The organism is uncultured Ellagibacter sp. (assembly GCF_934636505.1).
Lineage (GTDB): Bacteria > Actinomycetota > Coriobacteriia > Coriobacteriales > Eggerthellaceae > Ellagibacter.
Genome location: NZ_CAKUAL010000101.1, coordinates 1 through 4,562, shown reverse-complemented (window position 1 = coordinate 4,562; position 4,562 = coordinate 1). Strand labels below are relative to the sequence as shown.

4 protein-coding genes are annotated in these 4,562 nt (G+C 62.1%); 3 read left to right on the top strand and 1 reads right to left on the bottom strand.

What is annotated here, in order from left to right; genetic code table 11:
- The 3 genes from Q0G18_RS08905 to Q0G18_RS08895 form a co-directional block, all read left to right on the top strand.
- Positions 1–847: dihydrodipicolinate synthase family protein (locus tag Q0G18_RS08905; protein WP_297152181.1), on the top strand; the 847-nt coding region annotated here is incomplete at its 5' end.
- Positions 848–931: 84 nt separating this feature from the next.
- A complete protein-coding gene (locus Q0G18_RS08900; protein WP_297152177.1) occupies positions 932–1,885 on the top strand; it encodes an ROK family protein in 954 nt (317 codons plus the stop codon).
- A gap of 107 nt (positions 1,886–1,992) precedes the next feature.
- On the top strand, positions 1,993–2,676 hold the full coding sequence (locus Q0G18_RS08895; RefSeq protein ID WP_297152175.1) for an N-acetylmannosamine-6-phosphate 2-epimerase: 684 nt from the start codon (positions 1,993–1,995) through the stop codon (positions 2,674–2,676).
- Between the two features lie 290 nt (positions 2,677–2,966).
- Here Q0G18_RS08895 and nagA read toward each other — a convergent pair whose 3' ends face one another.
- Entirely contained in the window at positions 2,967–4,091 is a 1,125-nt protein-coding gene (gene nagA / locus Q0G18_RS08890; protein ID WP_297152173.1) for an N-acetylglucosamine-6-phosphate deacetylase, read from the bottom strand.
- Positions 4,092–4,562 lie beyond the last annotated feature (471 nt).

Genomic DNA, 4,562 nt, shown 5'->3' with positions numbered 1-4,562 from the left:
CCGCATGATCGACGCAGGCGTGAACGGCCTGTTCTTCCTGGGGTCCTCGGGCGAAGTCGCCTTCCTTACCGACGCCCAGCGCTACCACGTGCTGCAGGAAGCCGTGGCCATCGTGAACCATCGCGTGCCCGTGCTCGCCGGCGTCATCGACATGGAAACCCTGCGCGTTATCGACCAGTGCAAGCGCGCGAAGGGCTACGGCGTCGACGCGCTCGTCGCAACCGCCCCATTCTACGCGCTTGGCGGCCCACGCGAGGTCGAGCGTCACTTCCGCGACATCCGCGAGAACACCGACCTGCCGCTGTTCGCTTACGACCTGCCCGTGTGCGTGCACACCAAGCTTGACCCCACGATGCTTGTGCGCCTCGGCAAGGACGGCGTGCTCCAGGGCGTGAAGGACTCCTCCGGCGACGACGTCTCCTTCCGTTGGCTCGTGCTCGAAAACGAGGACGCAGGCCATCCGCTTCAGCTGCTCACCGGCCATGAGGTCTGCGTCGACGGCGCTTACCTCGGCGGCGCGGACGGCTCCGTTCCCGGTCTCGCGAACCTCGACCCGTTCAGCTACGTCGAGCAGTACAAGGCGTTCCAGGCAGGCGATTGGGCGAAGGTCAAGGAGCTGCAGGATCACCTCGCACGCCTCATGTTCCTCACCCGCGTCGTGAAGGCGACCGTCGGCTTCGGAGCCGGCGTGGGCGCGTTCAAGACGGCACTTTGGCAGATGGGCGTGTTCAACACGAACCAGATGCGCGAACCTGTCCAGGCGCTCGAAGGCGAAGACGTCGCGGCCATCGTCGAGGTCCTCAAGAAGTCGGGCCTCATGGACGCCGACGCGCCTATCCGCAAATAACGTCACCCAGCAGAGGAGCGCGGCGTGCAAGGGCGAAAGGCCCACGCGTCGCGCTCTTTTCTTTCGACCCATTCAAGGAGCAGCATGGCAACCTTCCCTGCGAACTGCGAGTTTCCTGCACGCGTCGTTGCGATCGACGTGGGCGCTACCAAGATTACGGGCAGCATCGTTCGATACGATTCCGTCGAAGCAGAACCCGTCGTGGAAGATTCGCGCACCGTGGCGACCGAGGCGATGAAGGGCGGGGCGAGCGTCCTCGGCAAGATTTGCTCGCTCGCGAGCAACCTTGCCGCGTGCGCCCCCGCCTCCCCCCTCGGTATCGGAGTGGGAACCGCCGGGCGCGTCGACGCGAAGTCCGGCGACATCGCCTACGCGAACGATCTCATGCCAGGTTGGAGCGGACAACCGCTCGCCTCTGCATTGCGCGAGCACTGCGGCGTCCCTGCCGCCGTCTTGAACGACGTGCAAGCTTATGCAGTGGGAGAAGCCCGCTGGGGCGCTGGGCGCGGTGCCGATACCTGCATCATGATTGCCGCGGGAACCGGCGTCGGCGGCGCCGTTATCGCGCATGGCCGCATCGTGCGCGGCAAGCACGGCTTCGCGGGCGAGGTGGGACATATGGCCTCCTCCGTTGCCACGGGGATTCCCTGCGTTTGCGGAGGAAGCGGGCATCTGGAAAGCGTCGCCGCAGGTAGCGGCATCGAGGCGCGCTTCTTCGAAGCCACCGAGGAGCGTCTCTCTGGTGCCGAGATTTCCGCACTTGCCGCAAAAGGCGAGCAGCCCGCACGACGCATCATTAAGGAAGCGGGCTTTGCGCTCGGCCAGGCCATCGCTGGACTTACGAATATTCTCGATCCCGACATCGTGATCTTGTCGGGATCGGTGGTGAAAGCCGGCACCGAATGGCGTGCGGAGCTGCAGCGCGGGTTTGACGGTCAGATCCCCTCAATCCAGCGCGATCTCCCCATCGTCGATGCCGAGCTTGGCGCAACCGCCCCGCTCATCGGCGCGGCAGAGAACCTCATCGATTCGCTTTAACGCCTAAGCGGTCCTTTCAAACGAAGGCTAAAACCGGCGAGCTGCATACATGCTCGCAGCTCGCGCCCAACCCAAAGCACATCTCGCTAACTGCAAAGGAGCATCTCATGATCGATCCCGTTATTCAGCAGCTCAAGGGGAAGCTCATTGTAAGCTGCCAGGCCTACATGGGTGAGCCCCTGCGCCACCCTGAAACAATGGCACAGATGGCGCGCGCCTGCGAGCTGGGCGGCGCTGGCGGAATCCGCTGCCAGGGACTCTCCGACATTTCCGCTATCAAGGGACGTACCGAGGTGCCCGTCATCGGCATTTGGAAGGAAGGACACGAGGGCGTCTACATCACGCCGACGCTGCGTCATGCGCGCGCCTGCGTTGCCGCAGGTGCCGACATCGTCGCGGTAGACGCCACCGACCGTCCGAGGCCCGACGGCAAGACGCTCGAAGATACTGTGCGCCCGCTCAAGGAAGAAGGCGTGCTCGTCATGGCCGATTGCTCGACGATTGAGGATATCCGTCACGCCTTCGCCATCGGATGTGACATCGCCTCGACAACGCTTTCGCATCCTGGGGCCGCCATCGACTGCGGAATGGCCGACGGCCCCGACGTTGCGCTCGTGCGCCAAGCGACGACGGAGTTCCCCGACAAGCCCGTCATCTGCGAAGGCCGCGTCCATACGCCCGCCGACGCAAAGGCCGCCATGGACGCCGGAGCCTGGGCAGTCGTCGTGGGAACCGCCATCACGCACCCCACGTCCATCACGAGCTGGTTTGCGGAAGCGGTCGAAGGGTAAAAGTACACCGAGTCGAGTCAATCCTGGCACAAAAGCCGAGGTGTCCCACTCGATAGTAAGGGATCAAAAAGAAATCCCAGGTCGAGCAAGCGCTTGACCTGGGATTTCTTGTTTAAGAGCCTGCTTAAGTCCGTCGCATTCCCCAATTCGAGTGCTCTATCCACGGGATACCTCGGCTTTTGTGCCAAAATCGTCCTCTCAAGATGCACTTTTTTAGCAGCGAGGGTTAGTTGTCGTTTCCCACTTATTCCGACACCCCCGGCGCGCGTTTATCCCACCTAGGCTCTCCTTTAGTACAGCAGCTTCCCTCGCAAGACGACGTGCTTTACCTGAAGATCCCCGTCGAGCACGACGGCATCGGCAATCTTCCCGGGCGCAATGCTTCCGCGCTCACCCGAGATGCCGAGCGCCTTCGCGGGCGTCATCGTTGCAGCGCGAACCGCATCGGCCAAGGGGATTCCCATCTTCGTCACCGCCGTACGCAAACACGCCATGACGCTGCTCACGCTGCCCGCAAGCGAGCCGTTCTCGATAGTCGCGCGATTGCCGTGCACGGTGAACAGCTGCCCACCGAGCTCGAAGGTACCGTCGCCCAGCCCGCAGGCGCGCAACGAGTCGCTGATCAAGATCATGCGCTCGGGGAAAAGCGAGAATGCGAGGCGAACCATCGAAGGCGCAATATGCACGCCGTCAGCGATAATCTCGCAGGTCACGTCTCGCCGGTCGACAGCAGCGGCAATCGGACCCGGCTCGCGATGATGCAACCCCGGCATCGCGTTGAACAGGTGGGTCATGTGACGCGCTCCCGCCTCAAAGGCAGCGGCAGCCGTCTCGTAATCGGCGCACATATGCGCAAGCGAAACGTGAACACGCCCCGAAACCTCGCGGATGAACTCCAGGTTGCCGGGTTCCTCAGGCGCGACATCGACCAGCTTGATCTTCCCGTGCGCCGCCTCTTGCCAGCGCTTAAATTCCCCCATCGTCGCACCGCGCACGTACGACGGGTTTTGCGCGCCGACTTTCCCCGGCGAGATGAAAGGACCCTCCATGTTGATTCCGACAATCGCCGCCTCATCGTCGGCGACAGAATGCTCGGCAATCGATGCCACGATGGGAACCAAACGCTCCTCGGGAAGCGTCATCGTCGTCGGGAATAGGGCCGTAACGCCCTGAGAAGCTTCGTAACGGGCGATTGCGGCGATTCCCTCATCGTCGGCGTCACAGAAGTCATGCCCCATCGCTCCGTGGACGTGCACATCAATAAGACCAGGGAGCACCCAGCAATCGGAAGCGTCGACCATATCTTGAGGTAGGCACTCCCCTGTCGACGCCTGCGCGAACCGCTCGCCCTCGATGAACACGTCGCGATTGTCGAACCCCGCGCCGCTGAAGACCTTACCACCTGAAATGATCATGCGCTTCCCTTTCTCAAACCGCCGAACAGCATAGTCGCCTTCTTTGCGAAATGTTCCCAAAAGCAAACTTCTTCAAATTAGGGTCACGCTGGACAAAAATCGTCGATATGTGAGTCTTGAGGCAGATTTATTTCGCCGATAACGCAAACCTACCGACGTTTTCCCAGGTCACCATTTGAGCGACGCGCTTCCGTTCGCGCGAAGGCTCACATATCGACGATTTTTGTCCACGGCACCCACTATTTTGAGTAATTGGATGTCCTAGCGTCCGTTTGCCACCCGAGCGCCTGCCCGCCGCTAGACCTGGCGCCCAAGCAACCTAGGCGCCGCACATGCAGTTAACCCAGGACCTCAAAGCAACCCGGCGCTTTCCAAGCGGCTCAAGCCCACTGGAACGCCCTTTCATCTCCTGACAGCCCAACGCCAGCTCGAGCTGGCCAAGAAACCTGACGCAACCTGAGGACCTGGGAC

Excerpts from the sequence above, each read along its gene's own strand:
- Q0G18_RS08895 (WP_297152175.1), top strand. The coding sequence starts at position 1,993 with ATGATCGATCCCGTTATTCAGCAGCTCAAGGGGAAGCTCATTGTAAGC.
- nagA (WP_297152173.1), bottom strand. The coding sequence starts at position 4,091 with ATGATCATTTCAGGTGGTAAGGTCTTCAGCGGCGCGGGGTTCGACAAT.
- Q0G18_RS08900 (WP_297152177.1), top strand. The coding sequence starts at position 932 with ATGGCAACCTTCCCTGCGAACTGCGAGTTTCCTGCACGCGTCGTTGCG.